General features: G+C 69.0%; 14 protein-coding genes. 8 read left to right on the top strand and 6 right to left on the bottom strand.

What is annotated here, in order from left to right; translation table 11 throughout:
* Window positions 1-11: 11 nt before the first annotated feature.
* Window positions 12-383 (bottom strand): MerC domain-containing protein, encoded by a 372-nt coding sequence (locus ABE422_RS12065; RefSeq protein WP_313220082.1) that lies wholly within the window; start codon window positions 381-383, stop codon window positions 12-14.
* Between the two features lie 70 nt (window positions 384-453).
* On the opposite strand from ABE422_RS12065, the gene ABE422_RS12070 reads away from it, so the two are divergent.
* Window positions 454-1,785: a GTP-binding protein gene (locus ABE422_RS12070; RefSeq protein ID WP_346483052.1), complete on the top strand. Its 1,332-nt coding sequence runs from the start codon at window positions 454-456 to the stop codon at window positions 1,783-1,785.
* A gap of 9 nt (window positions 1,786-1,794) precedes the next feature.
* Here ABE422_RS12070 and ABE422_RS12075 read toward each other — a convergent pair whose 3' ends face one another.
* Complete coding sequence (locus ABE422_RS12075; RefSeq protein WP_346483053.1) at window positions 1,795-3,405, bottom strand: ABC-F family ATP-binding cassette domain-containing protein; 1,611 nt, start codon at window positions 3,403-3,405, stop codon at window positions 1,795-1,797.
* A 175-nt stretch (window positions 3,406-3,580) separates the two neighbouring features.
* Window positions 3,581-4,483, bottom strand: a complete 903-nt coding sequence (locus ABE422_RS12080) for a LysR family transcriptional regulator (protein ID WP_265309750.1) — start codon at window positions 4,481-4,483, stop codon at window positions 3,581-3,583.
* A gap of 305 nt (window positions 4,484-4,788) precedes the next feature.
* On the opposite strand from ABE422_RS12080, the gene ABE422_RS12085 reads away from it, so the two are divergent.
* Both ABE422_RS12085 and ABE422_RS12090 read left to right on the top strand, forming a co-directional pair.
* Complete coding sequence (locus tag ABE422_RS12085) at window positions 4,789-5,991, top strand: MFS transporter (RefSeq protein ID WP_346483054.1); 1,203 nt, start codon at window positions 4,789-4,791, stop codon at window positions 5,989-5,991.
* A 106-nt stretch (window positions 5,992-6,097) separates the two neighbouring features.
* Window positions 6,098-7,045 (top strand): polysaccharide deacetylase family protein, encoded by a 948-nt coding sequence (locus ABE422_RS12090; protein ID WP_346483092.1) that lies wholly within the window; start codon window positions 6,098-6,100, stop codon window positions 7,043-7,045.
* A 9-nt stretch (window positions 7,046-7,054) separates the two neighbouring features.
* Here ABE422_RS12090 and ABE422_RS12095 read toward each other — a convergent pair whose 3' ends face one another.
* Complete coding sequence (locus ABE422_RS12095) at window positions 7,055-8,659, bottom strand: EAL domain-containing protein (protein WP_346483055.1); 1,605 nt, start codon at window positions 8,657-8,659, stop codon at window positions 7,055-7,057.
* 281 nt (window positions 8,660-8,940) lie between these two features.
* Between ABE422_RS12095 and ABE422_RS12100 the strand changes: the two genes are divergently transcribed.
* On the top strand, window positions 8,941-9,714 hold the full coding sequence (locus ABE422_RS12100) for a lytic transglycosylase domain-containing protein (protein WP_313211738.1): 774 nt from the start codon (window positions 8,941-8,943) through the stop codon (window positions 9,712-9,714).
* Between the two features lie 9 nt (window positions 9,715-9,723).
* Here the strand turns inward: ABE422_RS12100 and ABE422_RS12105 are convergent, their stop codons facing one another.
* Window positions 9,724-11,250 carry a hypothetical protein gene (locus ABE422_RS12105; protein WP_346483056.1) on the bottom strand — a complete coding sequence of 509 codons (1,527 nt, stop codon included), beginning with the start codon at window positions 11,248-11,250 and terminating at the stop codon, window positions 9,724-9,726.
* Between the two features lie 139 nt (window positions 11,251-11,389).
* On the opposite strand from ABE422_RS12105, the gene ABE422_RS12110 reads away from it, so the two are divergent.
* Window positions 11,390-13,474, top strand: coding sequence for a gluconolaconase (locus ABE422_RS12110; protein WP_346483057.1), 2,085 nt, complete (start codon window positions 11,390-11,392; stop codon window positions 13,472-13,474).
* 6 nt (window positions 13,475-13,480) lie between these two features.
* On the opposite strand, the gene ABE422_RS12115 is transcribed toward ABE422_RS12110, so the two are convergent.
* Window positions 13,481-13,855, bottom strand: a complete 375-nt coding sequence (locus ABE422_RS12115; RefSeq protein WP_346483058.1) for a YciI family protein — start codon at window positions 13,853-13,855, stop codon at window positions 13,481-13,483.
* A gap of 189 nt (window positions 13,856-14,044) precedes the next feature.
* Between ABE422_RS12115 and ABE422_RS12120 the strand changes: the two genes are divergently transcribed.
* The 3 genes from ABE422_RS12120 (at window position 14,045) to ABE422_RS12130 (ending at window position 16,238) form a co-directional block, all read left to right on the top strand.
* Window positions 14,045-14,464, top strand: coding sequence for a YciI family protein (locus ABE422_RS12120; protein WP_313211743.1), 420 nt, complete (start codon window positions 14,045-14,047; stop codon window positions 14,462-14,464).
* 26 nt (window positions 14,465-14,490) lie between these two features.
* Window positions 14,491-14,913, top strand: a complete 423-nt coding sequence (locus ABE422_RS12125; protein ID WP_346464035.1) for a VOC family protein — start codon at window positions 14,491-14,493, stop codon at window positions 14,911-14,913.
* Between the two features lie 71 nt (window positions 14,914-14,984).
* Complete coding sequence (locus tag ABE422_RS12130) at window positions 14,985-16,238, top strand: sigma-70 family RNA polymerase sigma factor (protein WP_346483059.1); 1,254 nt, start codon at window positions 14,985-14,987, stop codon at window positions 16,236-16,238.
* Window positions 16,239-16,289: the final 51 nt, after the last annotated feature.

Consider the following 16,289-nt stretch of genomic DNA (forward strand, 5'->3'; position numbering starts at 1 on the left):
GAGCAGGCCGCTCAGTGCCGGTGCCGCCGCCAGGCGTTCCACACATGCGTGCTGGCCAACAGGAGGCTGCCGACCACCGTCATCGGGGTCTCGGCCTCATGGCTCGGCCAGCCCATGGCGCCGGCCAGCAGCAACAGCAGCCCGACCAACGCGGCGGCCATCGCCAGCACGGGCAGGCGGTGCTGGCGGTGCGCGCGCCATAGCGCGAAGCCGGTCACCGGCGCGGCGATGGCCACGAACAGGGCATGCACCCACTCGGCCTCGGCCCACACGCCCAGCAGCGGGAGCATCGCCGCGAGCAGCGGCAGGGCCAGGCAGTGCAGCAGGCATAGGCCGGACAGCGCGATGGCGCCGGCATCCAACAGGGCAGAGGATCGCTTCATGGGGCGTGGGGGTCTTGGTCTGTGAATGTTATATAGTAACATTTCAATTCCACTTCTGACCTGCTCCGCCATGACTGCCTCTGCTGCCCTTCGTGATTCCCGTCTGCCGGTGACGGTGCTGTCCGGCTTCCTCGGTGCCGGCAAGACCACCGTGCTCAATCAGCTGCTGCGCAATCGCGAGGGCCGCCGGGTGGCGGTGATCGTCAATGACATGAGCGAGATCAACGTCGATGCGCAGCTGGTCCGCGAGGGTGGCGCCGCACTCAGCCGCACCGAGGAGACGCTGGTGGAGTTCAGCAACGGCTGCATCTGCTGCACGCTGCGCGATGACCTGCTGCTCGAGGTGCGGCGGCTTGCGGCGGAGGGACGCTATGACTATCTGTTGATCGAATCGACCGGGATCGCCGAGCCGATGCCGGTCGCGGCGACCTTCTCGGTGCGCGATGAGGCCGGCTTCAGCCTCAGCGACATCGCGCGGCTGGATACGCTGGTGACGGTGGTCGATGGCGCGCAGTTCCTACACGACTTCGGCTCCAGCGATCGCTTGATCGATCGTGGCCAGCAGGCGGGTGAGGAGGACGACCGTGGCGTGGTGAACCTGCTTGCCGAGCAGATCGAGTTCGCCAACGTGATCGTGGTGAGCAAGTGCGATCTGATCGATGACGACACGCTGCAGTCCACGCTGGCTGTGCTGCGTGCAATGAACCGGGACGCGCGGCTGGTGCTGTCCGAGCACGGCAACGTGCCGCTGCACGAGGTGCTTGATACCGGCCGCTACGATTTCGTCAAAGCGCAGTTGGCACCGGGCTGGATGCAGGCGCTGCGCGGCCAGCACACGCCGGAGACCGAGGAATACGGCATCACCAGTTTCGTCTACCGCTCGCGCCGACCGTTCCATCCGCAGCGCTTTGCACGCTTGCTGGAAACCGGGCTGGGCAGCGTGATCCGGAGCAAGGGCTTCTTCTGGCTGGCCAACCGCATGGACTCGGTGGGCGAGCTCTCCAGTGTCGGTGCGGCCACGCAGACCTCGGTCGCGGGGGTCTGGTACGCCTCGCGCGAGCGCATGGAGGCGGGCTTGGAGAACACCGTGCCCGAGCTGTCACCCACGCGCGTGCCCTACACGGATATCGGCTGGGCCCGCCAACAGACGGCGTGCTGGACCGCGCCGCTGCCCAGCGTGGAGCAGGTTGGCGATGCCGGTGAGTACCAGGCGATGCGCAGGCTGTGGCATCCGTGGTGGGGCGACCGCCGCCAGGAACTGGCGGTGATCGGGGTGGCGATGGACGAGCACGCGGTGCGTGCCGAGCTGGATGCCTGCCTGCTCAACGATGAAGAACTGCGCGCCGGCCCGCTGTTGTGGCAGTTGCTGCCGGACGCTTTCCCGGCGTGGGCGCGCGCGTAGCCGCCGGCGCTACACCGGCGTCAGCTGCCAGCCCTGATCAGATGCGCGCAGGGTATGGCTCAAGCCGACCGCCTCCAGCAGCGCGTCATCGTGCGAGACGATCACCAGCGTGCCGCTGTACTGGCTGAGCATCTGCTCCAGCGCGGTCAGCGAGGGCAGGTCGAGGTGATTGCCGGGTTCGTCGAGCAGCAGCAGCTGCGGCGGCGTCTGTGCGTAAAGCATGGACGCCAACGCCGCCTTCAAGCGTTCGCCACCGCTGAGCGTGGCCAACGGCCGCAGGCTGCGCTCGGCATCGAGCCCGAGCAGCGCCAACTGCGTGCGCAGCGTGCCTTCGCTGGCCAGCGGATGCGCGCGCTGCAGCAGTGACAGCGCCGAGGCATCGCCCGGCAGCATCGTCAGCGACTGATCGAGCAGGGCGACACTGGCCGCCACCTCGACGTGCCCCGACACCGGCGCCAACGTGCCGGCCAGCAACCGCAGCAGCGTGGATTTGCCGCTGCCGTTGCGGCCCTGCACGCCGATCCGCTGGCCGCGCTGAACCGTGAGATCCAGCGTCTTCCAGGGCGCCTGCACCCACGGCAGTTCGGCGGCGACGAGCTCGGCCACGCGCTGGGGGCCCGGCTGGCTGATCACCGGGGCAAGCAGGGCGATCTCGATGTCCTGCTCCACCTCGCCGGCGGCCTCGCGCACGCGCGCGTCCAGTTCGGTACGGCGCTCGCTCTGCTGTGTTTGCCAGCGGCCGGCACTGTGCTCGCTGCGGTTCTTCATGCCACCGAGCAGGATCGGCGCCTGGTTGGCGGTGCGCGCCTCGCGTGTAGCGCGCGCTTGCCGATGCGCCATCTTCTCGCGCTGATCGCGCAGCTCGGTCTGCTGCTGGCGGCGCTCGCGCTTGCGCAGGGCCAGCTGGGCATCCGCGCTGCGACGCTCGTCCTGCTTCTGTTCGGCGTAGAGATCGTAGTTGCCGCCGTACTGGCGCAGCCCGCCGGGTGACAGTTCGACGATGCGCGCCATGTGCCGCAGCAGCATGCGGTCGTGGCTGATCACGATCAGGCCGCCGTGCCAGCGCTGCAGCGCCTCGATCAGGCGCGCACGATGGGCGGCGTCGAGGTGGTTGCTGGGTTCATCCAGGATCAGCCCCTCGGCACCGGACAGGAACGCACCGGCCAGCGCGACCTGCATCGCCTGGCCACCACTGAGCGTGGCCGCCGGGCGTAGGGGATCCAGCGCGGGCAGCCCGAGCAGCTGCCACTGCGCCTGCTGCTGCTCGCGGAGGTCCCAGCGCTCACCCACGCGGGTGAAGTCGTCCGGATCCACGCTGCCGGCTTCGATACGGTGCAGGGCGTCGAGCACCGCGCCGACGCCGGCCAGATCGGCGATGCGGCCTTCAGGCACGCCGCTGTGCTGCGTAAGCAGGTGCACCGGCCCGCTGCGCAGGATGCGGCCGGCGGTGGGCGTCAGATCGCCGCTGAGCAGGTGCGCGAGCAGGCTTTTGCCCACGCCGTTGCGCCCGACCAGGCCGGTCGGGGTGCCGTCGAACGCGGCGGACAGTTCGGAAAACAGGACCCGGCCGTCGGGCAGGGTATGCGTCACGCGGTCGAGCGTGAGAGCGAATGCGGTCATGCGACCTCCATTGGATGCCAAGGACTCCCCTCCTGCGGAACAGGTGGGTGGAGACGGGCCGTCAGACGACGGCGGCATCAATGGCGCATGTAGGCCTACCTCGGCAACAAAGGCGGCTGGCTGCCGCGTGGCCAGTATAAAACCGCCCGGCGGCAGGGCGATGAACGCCGCCTGCTCAGCAGCTGACCCCGGTCAGCCGGGCGCTGATGAAATCGATGAAGACCCGCAGCTTGGGCAGCACATGGCGGCCGGAGGGCCACAGCAGGTAGAAGGTGCCGCAGGCATGGATGCGGTCAGCCATGACCCGTTGCAGGCGGCCGTCGGCCAGGGCCTCGCGCACGGAGTGCTCGGGGATATAGGCGATGCCGCGCCCGGCCAGCGCGAAGGCCAGCCGCGCTTCGATCGTATTGCTGACCATCGAGACCGGCAGTGCCAGCGGCGCGGCGCCCGGCGTCTGCGGCAGCGGCCACGGTTCCAGCTTGCCGCTGCTGGGGAAGCGGTAGTGCAGGCAGTCGTGGTGCAGCAGGTCCTCGGGCACACGTGGCGTGCCGCGCCGCGCCAGGTAATCAGGGGAGGCGACCAGATAGCGCGGGAACACGCCGAGCTGTCGCGCGCTCAGGCGCGAGTCGGTCGGCGCGCTGACCCGCAGCACGGCGTCGAAGCCTTCCTCGATCACATCCACCAGGCGGTCATCGAAATCCAGCTCCAGGCGGATGCCGGGATAAGCGGCCATGAACTCGGTGAGCAGCGGCAGCGAGATGTCGCCGACCAGCGGCAGGCTGACCCGCAGCACCCCCGTGGGCGCCTCGGTCTGCTGGACCAGCTCATCGCGGGCGGCGTCACGCTCATCGAGGATGCGCCGGCACCGGACCAGAAAGCGCTCGCCCTCGGCGGTGAGAGTGACGCTGCGGGTGCTGCGATGGAACAGCCGCACGCCGAGTGCCTGCTCCAGCCGCGATACCGTCTTGCCGGCCGCCGAGGCGGAGATGCCGAGCATGCGGCCGGTCTCGACGAAGCTGCGGGTATCGGCGACCTGCACGAAGGTCTGCAGGTTGCCGAGGTTGTCCAAGGCTGACATGGGCGGTTGCACGGGGTGAAAGAGGCACTGTAACGGCCGGCAGGGCCTGCGGGTCGGGCACCGGCGTCATTGGCCCGCAACACTGTGGTGCGCGGGTGCCTGGTGCCGGCCGAAGACCTTGCGGGGAGGGCGCTTCGCCGATTGCGGCCTCGCCGGTCCGGAATGTGCGGAGCGCCACCCGGCTGTTTCCCTGGCGGCTCACCGCCTACCGTGGCGCTCCCCCTTCTGCTGGTGCCCCCCATGTCTTCCCTCCCGCACCTTCGCGAGCCCACGTCCTTCGATGCGGCACCCACCCAGGCGCGCCCATGAGCGGGCACGCGGTCGATTCCACCGCCCTCCCCCTGCCCAACGCCGCCAGCCGGTTGCCGTTCGGCGGGCTGCTGGCGCTGGCCTGCGCGGGCTTCATCACCATCCTCACCGAGGCGCTTCCGGCCGGCCTGCTCTCCCCGATGAGCGCCGATCTCGGCGTCAGCCGCGCGCTGGTCGGGCAGCTGGTCACGATCTACGCCCTGGGCTCGCTCGTCGCCGCATTGCCGATGACCGCGCTGACCCGGCGCTGGCCGCGGCGCCCGCTGCTGCTCACTGCGATCGCCGGCTTCGTGGTGGTCAACACCATCACCGCGATGACGCACCACTACGGCCTGATGCTGGTCGCGCGCTTCTGCGCGGGCATCAGCGCGGGCCTGCTGTGGTCGCTGGTGGCCGGCTATGCCAGCCGCATGGTGGTGCCGCAGCTGCAGGGCCGCGCGATCGCGGTGGCGATGGTCGGCACGCCGCTGGCACTGTCGCTCGGCATTCCGGCCGGCACCCTGCTCGGCCAGACCATTGGATGGCGCTGGGCGTTCGGATTGATGTCGCTGCTCAGCGTCGGCCTGCTGGTGTGGGCGCGGCTGGTGCTGCCGCCCTTGCCGGCCCCGGGCGCGGCGGCCCAGCAGCCGCTGGGCAACGTACTGCGGCTGCGCGGCATGCGCACTGCGTTGCTGACGATGTTCCTGTACGTGCTGGCGCACAACGTGCTCTACACCTATATCGAACCGTTCGCGGCGCTGTCTGGCGCGGCGGCCTGGCTGGATCGCCTGCTGCTGGTGTTCGGCGTGGCCGCGCTGGTCGGCATCTGGATCACCGGGCTGCTGGTGGACCGCTGGCTGCGCGAACTGGTGGTCGCCAGCACCGTGGCCTTCGCACTCTCGGCCGTGGCGTTCGGGCTGTGGCCCGGCGCGCCGTGGGTGCTGCTGATCGGCACGGTGGTGTGGGGGGTGTCGTTCGGGGGCGTTGCCACCCAGTTCCAGACCGCGGTGGCACGTCGCGCCGATGAGGCCGGTGACATCGCGCAGTCGTTCGTGGTGACCGGCTGGAACCTGGCGATCGCGCTGGCCGGCATCGTCGGCGGGGTGATGCTGGAAACCGTGGGCGAGCGCTGGCTGCCGGCGGTCCTGCTGGTGCTGCTGTTGGCCACGTTGGTGGTGGTGCTGCGCCAGCCGCGTGCGTGGGCCCCGATCGCGCACTGAGCCGAGCCGCCGCACACGGCAAGGTGAGCCGCGATACCCGGCGCTATGCTGGGGCCGGGTATCGCGATGGGAGTGGCAGGTGCGTAACGGAGTCCTTCGAACTGGCCTGCTGGCGCTGCTGTGCCTGGCCGGGGTCGCACAGGCGGCTGAGCCGGATCGGCGCATCGCGCTGACGATCGATGATCTGCCCTGGCAGCGCCTGGACGAACGCGCCGAGCCCGAGCTTGCCGCCCGTCATGCACAGTTGATCGCAGCCCTGAAGCGGGCCGACGTGCCGGTGGTGGGGTTCGTCAACGAGGTCAAGCTGGCGCTGGACGGACAGGTGCAGCCGACGCGGGTACAGATGCTGCGCGACTGGCGCGATGCCGGTGTCGAACTCGGCAACCACACCTACGGCCATGTCGATCTGCACGCGATCGGCCTGGCCGCGTATGAGCAGGACATCCTGCGCGGTGAAGCCATCTTGCGCCCACTGCTGGCCGAAACCGGGCAGGCACCGCGCTGGTTCCGGCATCCGTATCTGCGTGCCGGGCAGTCACCGCAGGAACGCGCTGCGCTCGGCGCGTTCCTGCAGCAACATGGTTATCAGGTCGCGCCGGTCACGGTCGACAACAGCGAATGGATCTGGGCCTTCGCCTACGATCACGTGCGCGATACCGAGCCCGATCCGGTCGCGCGGGAGGCCCGCCTGCGCCAGTTGCGTCGCGGCTATGTGCCCTACATGCTCAACAAGCTGGACTACTACGAGCAGCGGGGGCAGCAGCTGCTGGGCCGGTTGCCTGCACAGGTGTGGTTGATCCACGCCAATGCGCTCAGCGCGGACTGTGTGGAAGAACTGGTCGCCGCCACGCGCCGGCGCGGCTATCGCTTCATCTCGCTGGAGGCGGCACTGCAGGATCCGGCCTACCAGCATGCCGATGGCTACAACGGCGCCGGGGGCATCAGCTGGATCCAGCGCTGGGCGATGGCCGAGGGCAGACCGAAGGCGTTCTATGCTGGCGAGCCGCAGTTCCCGGCGTGGGTGATGACGCTGGCCGGCCTCGAGGCGGAATGACGCAACGGCTCAGGCCGGCGTGTCGCCGTTGGGGTTCTGCATGTCCTCCGGTGCCTGTCCGTACTGCTGCTGGCGCTGCTGGTGGAACGCCATGAATTCGGCCGGCGGCAGTGCCTTCGAGAACAGCCACCCCTGCCCGAACTCCACCTGGCGCGCCTGGAGATAGGCGAGCTGGGCCGGGGTTTCCACGCCCTCCGCCACGGTGAACAGCCCGAGCGTCTTGGCCATGTCGATGATGTGCGAGGTCACCGGGCTGGTGGCGCTGTCGGTGCCGATCGCATCGATGAACGACTTGTCGATCTTCAGTGCATCCAGCGGCAGCTGCTGCAGGTACTGCAGGCTGGAATAGCCGACACCGAAGTCATCGATCGCCACGCAGTGACCCATGCGCCGCGCATTGGCCAGGCTGGTGCGCGCGCGGCGGAAATCGATGAAGCCGCGCTCGGTCGCCTCCAGCCAGATCTGCTGGGGGTGGATGCCGGTGCCGTGCAGCTTGCTCGACAGCACCTTCAACGCCCGGCCACTGCTGACATCCTCGGCGGCCAGGTTGATCGCGATGTGCGCGGTGCGGTCCTGTATCAGCAGCGTGCGCATGTCGGCGATCACATGGTCGATGACCTGATCGGTCAGCGCCTCGATCAGCCCGGCTTCCTCGGCCAGCGGAATGAACAGATCCGGCCGCACCAGCGTGCCATCGGGCCGACGCCAGCGCACCAGCGATTCGGCGCCCACGCAGATGCCGGTGTCCAGCTCGATGATCGGCTGGTAGTGCATGAAGAACTCGCGCCTGCGCACCGCCGTGGCCAGTTCGCCCCGCAGCGACAGCCGCCGCCGCGACAGCCACACCACACCCCCGATCGCCGCCAGCGCGCCGAGCACGCCCAGCGGAATGAACTGCCCGATCTGGTGGCGGAACGCGGCGACCAGATCGGTGCGCGGGGCGGTCGCAACGGCCAACCACTCCTGGTCCTGCGCGGTGGCGTAGAGCGTCTGGCCTTCCATGCCGCTGGCCGGCTCGCGCAGCAACCGCTGCAGCAGTTCCTGGTCCCGGATGTCCTGCTGCGCGATCAGGCGCCCGTCCGGGCTGGCTACCGCCAGCCGCACGTTGGGGTCGGCGATCACATCGACCAGCCGCGCCGGGTCCATCAGGATGTCGTACTGCCCGTAGCTGAGCGCCATCAACGGCTGCTCCAGATTGCCGGCCAGCGGCCGGACGCCGAGGGTGATGCCGGCGCCTTCGGCGGTCACGTACCCGGGCGTGGGCTGCGGGATCTCGGCCGTCACCGGCCCCCACGAATTGCAGACCAGCCGGCCCTGTTCGAAGTAGCCCACCTGCTCGGCCGAATGGGTACGCATGGCCAGGCTGCGCATCAGCTGCAGGTGCTCGGGTGAGCAGGGCACCAGTGTGCTCTGGTTGAGCTCGTGCAGGGTGGTCAGTGCCATCTCGTAGGCACGATGCGCGCGCTGCAGGGTGCGCTCGGCCGTGGTCTGCAGCCGCACCTGCTCGGACTCGCTGGCGCGGCTCCAGGTGAAATAGAACACCGTGGCGATCGGCACCAGGGCGCCCAGCAGGGCGAGCACTACAGTGACGGCGATGATCCTGGCGCGGTTCAAACAGACCTCGATGCCTAGTCGAAAAGGGGTTCCATGGCAGCCCGACGGGCCAGGGCACTCACTGCCCCGAGCCGCTATATGACCATCAGTCCGCGGGGATTGAAACACTGCCGCGCGCCGGGACGGGCGGGAGTGGAGGCGGGACGCTCCATGAGGGGTTGAATCCGTCAGCCTTGGGCAGGGCGCCAGCGCGTGCCCAGCGGCAGCCCGGTATTCACCTTCGGTTCGCGCCCCCGGCCGGATCATCGCGCCGCACCCTTCCGTGCCCCGATCCGAGCCCGATGAATCCGACCCTGCCTGCCGCGTTGGCCCTGTTGTCGTTGCTGCTGCCTGGCCTGGCATCGGCGCGCACGGTCTATCGCTGCGTGCAGAGCAACACGGTCAGCCTGGCCACCGCGCCGGAGCCGGGCTCCAGATGCACCGCGCAGCAGATCGACGACAACGCCGTGCAGACCCCCAACCTGTGGGGCAACATGGGCGTCTTCAGCGGCACCCTGTATGAGCGTGAGCAGGACGGTGCGCTGGTCTACTCCACCCGCAACCTGCCCGGCTCACGCGTGTTCCTGAAGTTCACCGTGGCCACGCCCCCGGGCGAGCCGGCGCACGAAGGGCTGGGCAAGGTCGGTACGCCGCAGTTGAACCGGCATGCCAAGCAGTTCAAGGCGGCAGCCAAGGCCACCGGCGTGGACGATGCCTGGCTGCGCGCGATCGCGCATGCAGAGAGTGGCTTCGATGCCGGCGCGATCTCACCCAAGGGCGCGCAGGGCGTGATGCAGCTGATGCCCGATACGGCCACCGAATACGGCGTGGCCGATCCCCTCTCGGCCGAGCAGTCGATCAGCGGTGGCGCGCGTTACATGAAGGCGTTGCTGCGGCGTTACAAAGGCGACCGCGTACTGGCTGCGGCAGCGTACAACGCCGGGATCGGTGCGGTGACGCGCTACAAGGGGGTGCCGCCGTATGCCGAGACGCTGGCCTATGTGGAGAAGGTCAGCGCGTTGTACGTGCGCTACCGCGAAGCGATGGGGTTCAAGGTGGAGACGCCGGCGAAGTAGGGGCCGGGCTCAGCGCGAGGAGCCGCGTGCGACGATCGCGTACGCGTCACTGCGGCCGACGGCGTTCAACGCCGCTTGGACATCGCGGCGCGCCACCACCTGCCACCAGCGGCGATCGCGCTCCGCATCGCCGGGCAGCGAGGGCACCGTGACAAAGCGCTGGACCGACAGCAGGGTATCGCTGCGGTGCTGGGTGGATAGCAGTCTGCCGATCAGATGCGCGGCCGCGGCGTCCAAGGCGTTGTCCTCCAGCAGGGCCTCCATGAAATAGCCTGCGGCAACATCGTCATGCGCCTGGAGCCATGCCTTTGCCTGTTCGGCACGGGCCAGATCGCCAAGCTGGCGGTAGGCCGCAAAGCGCACCCACTGCTGCACCGCTTCACCGTACGGGCTGAGGTTGTCGCCGATGCCGTTGGCGGTCTCCAGTGCCTGGCGGGGTTGCAGGATGCCGGTCTGCCACACGGCCAGGTTCAGGCGCTGGCTGACATTGCTTCCGCCACCCTCCGAGAAGCGGCCCGCGAGCGTCATGGTGGCCATCGCCGTCTCGATGTCGCCCAGCCGTCGCTGGGCGATGGCGCGACTGTTGAGCAGCCACGCGAGGTCGCCGGACCCCTCGAAGGTGTCCGGAATGCCCGGGCCGGCAGCCACCTTGGCCGCCCGGTCCGTCATCGCGAGGACGTCCTCGTTCTTTCCCATCAGCAGCATCGCCTCGCTCATCGCAGAGAGCGCGGTCACGTTCTCCGGCGCCAGCAGCGTGTCCAGCCGCAGCGTGTCCAGATGGCGCTGGGCAGACTGTTGTGGATCGAAACGAGGGCTGTCGCGATCGATGAAGCGATCAAAGCGCTTGTCCGCGCGCAGGGCGATGACTTCCATCGGGGTATCAATGCGCGCAAGGGTGGCCGCGACCCGTTCGGACTGCTCGGCATTGATCTGAAGCAGCGCGAGCGTACGCCAGAAATCAGTCGGCTCCACGCCATCGGGCTTCCACTGGCGCTCGAACAGCACCTCGAGGAACGCGCGCAACACATCCTCCTCGCCCTGCAACCGCTGGATGAACTGCGCGGCCATGTTGATGCTGACATCGCCCGCGAACGAAGGCGCCAGCTGAACTGCACGGGTGATGTTCCGGATGCCGTCAAGCGGATTGCCCTCCTGGGTATCCAGTGCCCCGAGCAGATACAGCACACGCGGTTCATCCGGCGACAGCTGGCGTGCGCTCTGCAGGTATGTTCGTGCGAGCCCCGTCTGACCGGTCTGCAGCGCGGTCCACGCCGCCTGGCTGTAGGCCTCGAGACGGTCGGCCTGCGACAGCGTGAGCAGGGCAGGGCTCGCCAGCAGGCGTTCAAAGGCAATCAGTGCACCCAACGTGTCGCCCTGTGCGGCTTGACCGGCCGCATCGGCGACGGCGTCGCGCAGGACCTGCGCCTGTGGCGCCGTCGTGCCATCGCCGGTGTCGACACGGGCGTGGACGGGACTGCTGCCTGCGATCGCCAGCGCAAGCACCAGGGCACTACGATGACGTTGCAGGCGCCGCATGACGGTGTCCTTCCATGGAATGAACCCCGATTGAAACCGGAACGTGGCGTCCGCACAAGTCGCGTTCGTCGTGCAGGGTTTGCAGGCGCGCTGCGAGCGGCTAAGGTCGTGTCCCGAACAGCAGCAGGCAAGGATGGCGATGACGCGCGGACGATGGACGATGGTGGTGCTGATCGCCACCCTGATGGCGGCAGCGCTGGTCTGGACCTTCCTGCGCGAACCGGCAGCGCCGGCACCGCCACCGGGCCCGGTGGCGACGGTCCTGGGTTGGACGCCGCAGATCAGCGTGCTGGCCGGCGACGGCGTCGGCGGCAGCACGGAAGGCCCCGCCGCCCAGGCGCGCTTTGCCGATCCGTACGGCGTGGCCGTGGATGCACACGGTATCGTCTACATCGCCGATGCCGGCGACAACAACCGCATCCGCCGCGTCCATCCCGACGGCCGCGTGGACACCCTGGCCGGGCAGGGCGAGGGCTGGCGCGATGGCGCTGCCTTGCAGGCGCAGTTCAACACGCCCTCCGGGATCGCGCTGGATGCCAGCGGCAACGTCTTCGTCGCCGATACCGGCAATCACGTGATCCGCCGCATCGCGGTGGACGGCACCGTGAGCACGCTGGCCGGTGATGGCCAGCGGGGCTTCGTCGATGGGCCGGCCGCGCAGGCGCGTTTCGATGGGCCGATGGGCGTGGCGGTGGACGCCGGCGGCCGCGTGTACGTGGCCGATACCTACAACGACCGCATCCGCATCATCGAACCCGATGGACGGGTGCATACCGTCGCGGGCGGCGAACGCCCGGGCATGCTCGATGGCTTGGGGACGGTCACCCGCCTGGATACGCCGGTGGCGCTGGCACTCGATCCGCACGGCAATCTGCTGATCGCCGACCTGTTCAACAACGCGATCCGCCAGCTTGCACCGGATGGCACGCTGAGCACCCGCGTCGCCGATGGGGGCCTGCTCAGTGGTCCGCTGTCGTTGGCGGTGACCCACGACGGGGTGATCTATGCCAGCGACATCAACGGCAAGGTGGTGCAGATCTCGGCGCAGGGGCATCAGCTGGCCTTGGCGGGGGTGCCGCCGCAACCGCGCTTCGCCCGTCCCACCGCGCTCGCGCTCGATGACGAGGGCGGTCTGTATCTGGCCGATGCCGCGTCCTACCGTGTGCACCGGCTGCGTGCGCTGGCGGCGGGAGAGAGTGCCCCGCCGGCGCTGATCGGCCCGGCGCCGGACGCGCCGCTGCCGCAGACCGCCGGCCGGTGGCCGCTGGCCCCGCAGGACGGGTGGCATGAAGTGGTCGGCACGCTGGGTGAAGTGCGCGGCGACTTCAAGGGCGAAAGTCGCCACCACCTGCACGGTGGCTTCGACATCCGCGGCGATGTCGGCCAGCCGGTGCTGGCGATTGCCGACGGCAAGGTGGATACGCCGTTCGCGGCGTGGTCAGTGGGTGGCCAGGCCGAGGGCCTGTCACTGGGCAGGCTCAAGTACATCCACATGAAGGTCGGCCGCGACCCGCGCGATCGTCCGTTCGATGCGCGCTGGCAGCCACTGTTCGGTGAGGACGGCACGTTGGCGCGCATCCGCGTGCGCCGTGGCACGCGCTTCGCTGCGGGTGAGGCGCTGGGCAGCATCAACCGCATGGCGCATGTACACCTGAGCGTGGGTGCCAGCGGCTTCGAGCGCAATGCGGTGGCGCTGGGCTTCATCGATTATGCCGACACCTTCGCGCCGCGCATCACCGAGGTGGCGGTGCTGGACGATCTGGATCAGCCGATCCAGGCCGGCGCCGATGGCCGCATTGCAATTCCGAGGCAAGGCCCGGGCGTGCAGATCGTGGTGGAGGCGTGGGACCAGGTGGACCGCAACCTGCCGCGGCGGCGGCTGGGGCTGTACCAGGTCGGCTACCAGGTGCTGGATGCGCAGGGCCAGCCGTTGGCCGGCTACGAGCAGCCGCGCTTCAACATCGTCTTCAACCGGATGCCGCGCGAAGACAGCGCCACCCGCGTGGCCTACGCGCCGGACAGTGGCATCACCGTGCATGGCAGCGCGGTCACCCGGTTCCGCCACCTGGTCACCAACACCGTGCGCGATGGGCTGGTCGAGACCGGGCGCTGGCAGCCCGACGCGTTGCCCGCCGGCGACTACATCCTGCGTGGCAGTGCGCGTGACTACAGCGGCAATGAGGCCATCGGCCCGCGCGATCTGAAGATCACGCTGTTGCCCTGAGCCATGTCAGGCGCCGACGCGCACGCGTTCGGCGTCCATGTCGGCCAGCGGGCGCACCTCGATGCTGCCGAAACGTGACCACGGGAACTGCTCGGCGATGCGCATCGCCTCGGCGTGGTCCGGCGCGTTGATCAGATTGAAGCCGGCCAACAATTCGTGGGTTTCGGCGAACGGGCCATCGGTGATGCGGGTCTGGCCCTGGCGCACGCGCAGCGTACGCGCGCTGTCGACCGGTTCCAGCTTCTGCGCGAGCACCAGCGTGCCCTCGGCCTGCAGGCGGTCGGCATGCTGCAGGCAGTCGTGCATCAGGCGGTCGTACTCATCGCCGGGCAGGGCCTGCAACAGGCCTTCGTCGATGTAGATCAGCAACAGGAATTGCATGGTCGGACCGGGGTGAGCGGGGGAAACCGCATGATGCCCCAGCCCGCGCCCGTGACGTGTTGCAGCGCCGCAGCGGTGCCCCGTTCAGGGGCGGAAAAATAAACCCGTGCGGCGTGTCGATTTCCGCCCTGCGGGCACGTTGTATCCAGTGAACGGCCCGGGTGACGGGCTGGCACACAGGAGCATCCCGTGAAAGTCATGGTACTGGTCAAGGCAACGGCGGCCACCGAGGCCGGTCAACTGCCCACCGAGCAGGAAATACGCGCCATGGGCGCTTACAACGAACAGCTGGTCCAGGCCGGGATCATGCTGGCCGGCGAGGGCCTGCACCCGACCGCGCGCGCCCGCCGGGTGGCGTTCGGCAGTGAACCGCCGCGTGTCATCGATGGGCCCTTCGCTGAAACCCGCGAGCTGGTCTGCGGGTTCTGGCTCTGGCAGGTGCGCTCGCTGGACGAGGCCACCGAATGGCTCAAGCGCGCCCCGTTCGCTGCCGGGGATGTGGTCGAGCTGCGGCCGATCCTCAGTGCCGAGGATTTCGGCGCGGCCTTCACTCCTGAATTACAGGCGCAGGAACAGCGTCTGCGCGACCAGATCGGCACCGCCGATTGATCCCCCCGCATCCCTGGAGCATTCCCATGAAACTGATTCCGTTCCTCGGCTTCAACGGCAAGACCCATGACGCCATGGCCTTCTACGCGCAGGTGCTCGGCGGTAAGGTCACCTCTGAAATGAAGTACCGCGACATGCCTCCCATGGAAAGCCAGGAGGGCTGTGGCGAGATGCCACCGGAGACACTGGACCACGTTGCCCACAGCCAGCTGGAGGTTGGCTCGGCGGTCCTGATGGCCGCCGATGGCCCGTCGTCGGACGGGCAGGGCAGCACCACGATCAACATCGAGGTCGACTCGGTCGATGAAGCCGAGCGTGTGTTCAAGGCGCTGGCCGACGGGGGTGAGATCAAGATGCCGATCACCGAGACCTTCTGGGCCCATCGCTGGGGCTTTCTGATCGACCGCTACGGCAAGCCGTGGATGGTCAACTGCATGAAGCAGCCCTGAGCCCGGACCGGCGCGATGGCACGCCGCGGTGCGGCTTGTGCCCCGGCCGCGCTGGTGCTCTGATCGGCCGCATGGACACGGCACTGACGCAACGACTGGAGACGATCTGGCGCATGGAGTCGCCAGTGTTGACCGCCCGCCTGACCCGCCTGCTTGGCGGCGATGTCGGCCGTGCCGAAGAGCTGGTCCAGGACACCTGGCTGGCCGCGCTGGAGCGCTGGCCCCGCCAGGGGGTACCGGACAATCCCGGAGCGTGGCTGATGACCACCGCGCGCAACCGCGCCATCGATGTGCTGCGCCAGCACCGCCGCGTCGCCGGCCAGCATGCGCAGTACGGCAGTGAGCTGGAGCCGCTGCCGTTGCCGGCGCCCGACGACAGCGGTGCGTTGGAAGACGACATCGGCGATGACCTGCTGCGGTTGATGTTCGTCGCCTGCCACCCAGTGCTGGCGGCCGATGCGCGCGTGGCATTGACGCTGCGGCTGCTTGGCGGGCTGACCACCGAGGAGATCGCGCGCGCCTTCCTCGCCCCGGAGCCGACCATCGCCCAGCGCATCGTGCGCGCCAAACGCACGCTGGCGCAGAAGCAGGTGCCGTTCGAAGTGCCACGCCAGGCGGCGCTGCCCGAGCGGTTGGCCTCGGTGCTGGAGGTGGTCTACCTGATCTTCAACGAAGGCTATGCCGCCAGTGCCGGCGATGACTGGATGCGCCCGGCGTTGTGCGATGAAGCGCTGCGGCTGGGCCGCGTGCTGGCCGGCCGGCTGCCGATCTGGCCGCAGGTGCAGGGTCTGCTCGCGTTGATGGAACTGCAGGCATCGCGCACCGCCGCGCGTACGGATGCGACCGGCACACCGATCCTGCTGCCCGACCAGGACCGCACGCGCTGGGACTGGCTGCAGATCGCCCGTGGCCAGGCGGCCCTGCAGCAAGCGATTGCGCTGGGCGGTGGCGATGACGCCTATGCACTGCAGGCGGCCATCGCCGAGTGCCATGCGCGCGCACGCCGCGCCGAAGACACCGACTGGGCGCGGATGACCGTGTTGTACGCGCGGCTGGCCCAGCGCCAGCCCTCGCCGGTGATCGCGCTGAACCACGCGGTCGCCTTGTCGCGGGCACAGGGTGCGGCCGCCGCATGGCCCCTGGTCGATGCGCTCGGGGACGATGCGCGGTTGCGCGACTACGCGCCGCTGGCCGCGGTGCAGGGTGATCTGTTGGCCCAGCTGGGCCGGCACGACGAAGCGCGCGCGGCCTTCGCGCGTGCAGCCGCACTGACCGCCAACGCACGTGAGAAGGCGCTGCTGCTGGCTCGCGCGGCCGCTGTGTAGACCGGCACTGCACCGCACGGCAGCTCTGGCCTACACTCGGGCGATTGTCGG

It is taken from the genome of Stenotrophomonas sp. TWI1151, from assembly GCF_039673135.1.
Classification (GTDB): domain Bacteria; phylum Pseudomonadota; class Gammaproteobacteria; order Xanthomonadales; family Xanthomonadaceae; genus Stenotrophomonas.

Coding starts and splice junctions, on each gene's coding strand:
- ABE422_RS12065 (WP_313220082.1), bottom strand. CDS start 383: ATGAAGCGATCCTCTGCCCTGTTGGATGCCGGCGCCATCGCGCTGTCC.
- ABE422_RS12070 (WP_346483052.1), top strand. CDS start 454: ATGACTGCCTCTGCTGCCCTTCGTGATTCCCGTCTGCCGGTGACGGTG.
- ABE422_RS12075 (WP_346483053.1), bottom strand. CDS start 3,405: ATGACCGCATTCGCTCTCACGCTCGACCGCGTGACGCATACCCTGCCC.
- ABE422_RS12080 (WP_265309750.1), bottom strand. CDS start 4,483: ATGTCAGCCTTGGACAACCTCGGCAACCTGCAGACCTTCGTGCAGGTC.
- ABE422_RS12085 (WP_346483054.1), top strand. CDS start 4,789: ATGAGCGGGCACGCGGTCGATTCCACCGCCCTCCCCCTGCCCAACGCC.
- ABE422_RS12100 (WP_313211738.1), top strand. CDS start 8,941: ATGAATCCGACCCTGCCTGCCGCGTTGGCCCTGTTGTCGTTGCTGCTG.
- ABE422_RS12105 (WP_346483056.1), bottom strand. CDS start 11,250: ATGCGGCGCCTGCAACGTCATCGTAGTGCCCTGGTGCTTGCGCTGGCG.
- ABE422_RS12110 (WP_346483057.1), top strand. CDS start 11,390: ATGACGCGCGGACGATGGACGATGGTGGTGCTGATCGCCACCCTGATG.
- ABE422_RS12115 (WP_346483058.1), bottom strand. CDS start 13,855: ATGCAATTCCTGTTGCTGATCTACATCGACGAAGGCCTGTTGCAGGCC.
- ABE422_RS12125 (WP_346464035.1), top strand. CDS start 14,491: ATGAAACTGATTCCGTTCCTCGGCTTCAACGGCAAGACCCATGACGCC.
- ABE422_RS12130 (WP_346483059.1), top strand. CDS start 14,985: ATGGACACGGCACTGACGCAACGACTGGAGACGATCTGGCGCATGGAG.